This window comes from Arthrobacter agilis, from assembly GCF_002953615.1.
Taxonomy (GTDB): Bacteria; Actinomycetota; Actinomycetes; order Actinomycetales; family Micrococcaceae; genus Arthrobacter_D; species Arthrobacter_D agilis_B.
This window is the reverse complement of record NZ_CP024915.1, coordinates 3,362,937-3,365,772: the sequence shown is the minus strand read 5'-3', so window position 1 is coordinate 3,365,772 and position 2,836 is coordinate 3,362,937. Positions and strand designations below refer to the sequence as shown.

The following is a 2,836-nucleotide window of genomic DNA, read 5'->3' as shown; positions in this document are numbered from 1 at the left end:
TTCCTGTGGGCGCTCTGGGGACGAACCGTGCCACGCCCGCCTCGACGGCCGCGGCGAGCAGCGCCCGCTGGGCATCGAGGACCACCGTCCGCGCGCCGCTGACAGCGGACACGACGACGTCGGTACCGGAGAGGGCGGCGACGAGGCCCGCGTGATCCGTGTAGGCGGCCTCCCGGACCTCCACGCGGTCCTGCTCCCCGAACAGGGCCTGGGCGGTCCCGCTGCCCGGACGGGTGAGGACGCGCACGAGGGCTTCGGGATGCGCGGCGAGCAGTTCGCGGACGATCCGGCGACCGAGGTCACCGGTGGCGCCGGCGACGAGGAGGGTGGTCATGACGGGGTGCTCTTCTCTGTGGGGGCGCTGTCACGGACGTCGGTCCGACGTCGAGGGGGTGGGGAGTCAGGCGCGACCACCGGCTGCTCGGCTCCCGCCGGCGACCCGATGCACGATTCGGCGTCACCGGCGTCGAGCGCGACGCGTGCCATGAGCCGGCGGAGATGCGACTGCTCGTCTGCGGTGAGTCCGCGCAGGAGTACGCCCTCGACCTCGCGGAGGGCTGCCCGGGCCGAGGCGAGGAGGGCACGGCCGTGGGCGGTGGGCAGGACCTGGCGGATCCGGCGGTCCTGCGGATCCGGTCGGCGTTCGACGAGGGACTCGCGTTCGAGGGCGTCGACGACGTAGGTCATCGCGGTCTTGTCGATACCGAGCCGCTGTGCCAGGACGAGCTGCGAGGTCGGATCCTCTGTGGTGATCGCCACGAGGACCTGGTAGCCGCGCGGGCCGCCGGGCACGTCGGCGACGGCGCCCGTCGCGATGCGCGAGAAACCCTGCGACATCGCCTGGAGGGACCAGCCGAGTTCCGTCCGGATGCCTCCGGCCTCCCAGTCGACGCCTGAGGGATCGAGAGGGTCGGGGACAGGAGCAGCGGGCATGAGGCAATAGTAGCAAGGAAAGATGATCTCACTTATAGACGATCTTTGGGTAAGATGATCGGACATCCACCGGTCGGCTCGTCCGCCCCCTGCCCGAAGGTCGCCATGCCCCACGCACACTCCTCCGTATCGGACCTCCCGTCCGTGGAACATTCCAGCGATCCGACGGACGTCCGCCCCTTCAACCTGCACGTCCCGGACGCCGATCTCGATGACCTCCACCGGCGTATCCGGTCCACCCGATGGCCGGACCGCGAGACCGTGGCGGACACATCCCAGGGACCGCGGCTGGAGAAGCTCCAGGCGCTGGCCCACCGCTGGGCCTCCGCGTACGACTGGCGCCGCACCGAGGCGCTGCTCAACGCGTGGGGCCAGTTCACCACCACGATCGACGGGCTCGACATCCACTTCGTGCATGTCCGGTCCTCGGTGCCCGGGGCTCCTGCGTTGCTGCTCACGCATGGCTGGCCAGGATCGGTCCTGGAGTTCCGGCACGTCGTCGGGCCGCTGACCGACCCGGAAGCGCATGGCGGCAATGCCTCGGACGCGTTCGACGTCGTCATCCCGAGCCTGCCGGGATTCGGGTTCTCCGGGAAGCCCACCGGGACCGGCTGGGACACGCAGCGGACGGCCAGGGCCTGGGCCGCGCTCATGGAACGTCTCGGGTACACGCGCTGGTTCGCCCAGGGCGGTGACCTCGGCGCCTCCGTCACCGCCGAACTCGCGGCACTGCAGCGGTCGCAGGACATCGGGCTCGCCGGCATCCACCTCAACATGGCCCTCTTCATGCCCTCCGACGAGGAGATGCATTCGGCCTCCGACGAGGAGCAGGTGATGCTGCGGGAGGGCGGGTACTACTGGCAGACGCTCTCCGCCTACTCGCAGCAGATGTCCACCCGGCCCCAGACGATCGGCTACCCGCTCTCGGACTCGCCGGTCGGTCTCGCGGCGTGGATCTACGCGATGTTCCAGGACGTCGGAGGTTCGCACGACCGGCACGGGGATGCCGAGGCGATCTTCACCCTCGACGAGATGATCGACGACATCATGCTGTACTGGCTGCCCAACACGGCGGCGTCGGCGGCCCGCATGTACTGGGAGGCGGGCAGGAACGGCTGGGCCAACCCGGGAACGATCGAGGAGCCGCTCACGCTTCCCGTGGGGCTCAGCATCATGCCCGGCGAGTACGTCCGCCGTTCACGCCGCTGGGCCGAACGACGCTACACGAACCTGGTGCACTTCAGCGAGGTTTCGGACGGCGGCCACTTCGCGCTGCTCGAGCAGCCGGAGCTCCTCGTCGACGACATCCGGGCGACGTTCCGCCCGCTGCGGTAGGGCAGCCCGTTGGCGGCGTCTCCGCATCATGCGGGTGAGCGATCCGCCACTGGGAGGTCGCCCATCCGCCACACCTCCTTGGAGGTTCGACTTCTTCTGTTCAGCTGTGATCGGGATCTGTCACCGGATGTTCAGCTTCTGCTGGTGGCTTCCACGAGAATCAGGTCTAGTGTTCACAACACACATAGGTCCAGACACGGGCCACGGATGTGCATCGCACCCGGAGACGGCCATGACCGACTTTCTGAACAATCCCGCATCAGGAACCACCACCTCGGCATCGAAGTTCACGCTTCTCACGAACACCAGAACCTCCAGGGGATCCGCGCGCCCTGGACAGTCCGGTGCCGTTGACACGGACCAGCTGACTGCGTGGGTTGCAGCCGAGCAGGATCGCGACGACGCTCCCACCGATGAGCAACTGACTCCAGCCGACATCGCAGCGCTGTCCACACGACGATTGCGGATCCTGCTGAACCAGGCGTACGCACTGATGGACGCTGATCACCCGCCATATGGAGCACATGACCGGTACCAGATGCTCATCGACGAGCTCGAGCGGCGGGTC

At 68.3% G+C, this 2,836-nt stretch carries 4 protein-coding genes; 2 read left to right on the top strand and 2 right to left on the bottom strand.

Annotation, left to right across the window (positions count from 1 at the left end; translation table 11 throughout):
- The coding region (locus tag CVO76_RS16545) for an NmrA family NAD(P)-binding protein (protein WP_208740166.1) at nucleotides 1-334 on the bottom strand (334 nt) is incomplete at its 3' end.
- A complete protein-coding gene (locus CVO76_RS16540; protein WP_208740165.1) occupies nucleotides 331-933 on the bottom strand; it encodes a MarR family winged helix-turn-helix transcriptional regulator in 603 nt (200 codons plus the stop codon). The genes CVO76_RS16540 and CVO76_RS16545, both read right to left, overlap by 4 nt.
- Before the next feature lie 105 nt (nucleotides 934-1,038).
- Here CVO76_RS16540 and CVO76_RS16535 point away from each other — a divergent pair, with 105 nt between their 5' ends.
- Nucleotides 1,039-2,268 carry an epoxide hydrolase family protein gene (locus tag CVO76_RS16535; protein ID WP_208740164.1) on the top strand — a complete coding sequence of 410 codons (1,230 nt, stop codon included), beginning with the start codon at nucleotides 1,039-1,041 and terminating at the stop codon, nucleotides 2,266-2,268.
- A 232-nt stretch (nucleotides 2,269-2,500) separates the two neighbouring features.
- Nucleotides 2,501-2,836, top strand: a 336-nt coding sequence (locus CVO76_RS16530; protein WP_208740163.1) for a hypothetical protein, incomplete at its 3' end; no start/stop codon positions are given.

Bases quoted from the DNA above. Each gene is read 5' to 3' on its own strand.
- CVO76_RS16540 (WP_208740165.1), bottom strand. From the start codon at position 933: ATGCCCGCTGCTCCTGTCCCCGACCCTCTCGATCCCTCAGGCGTCGAC.
- CVO76_RS16535 (WP_208740164.1), top strand. From the start codon at position 1,039: ATGCCCCACGCACACTCCTCCGTATCGGACCTCCCGTCCGTGGAACAT.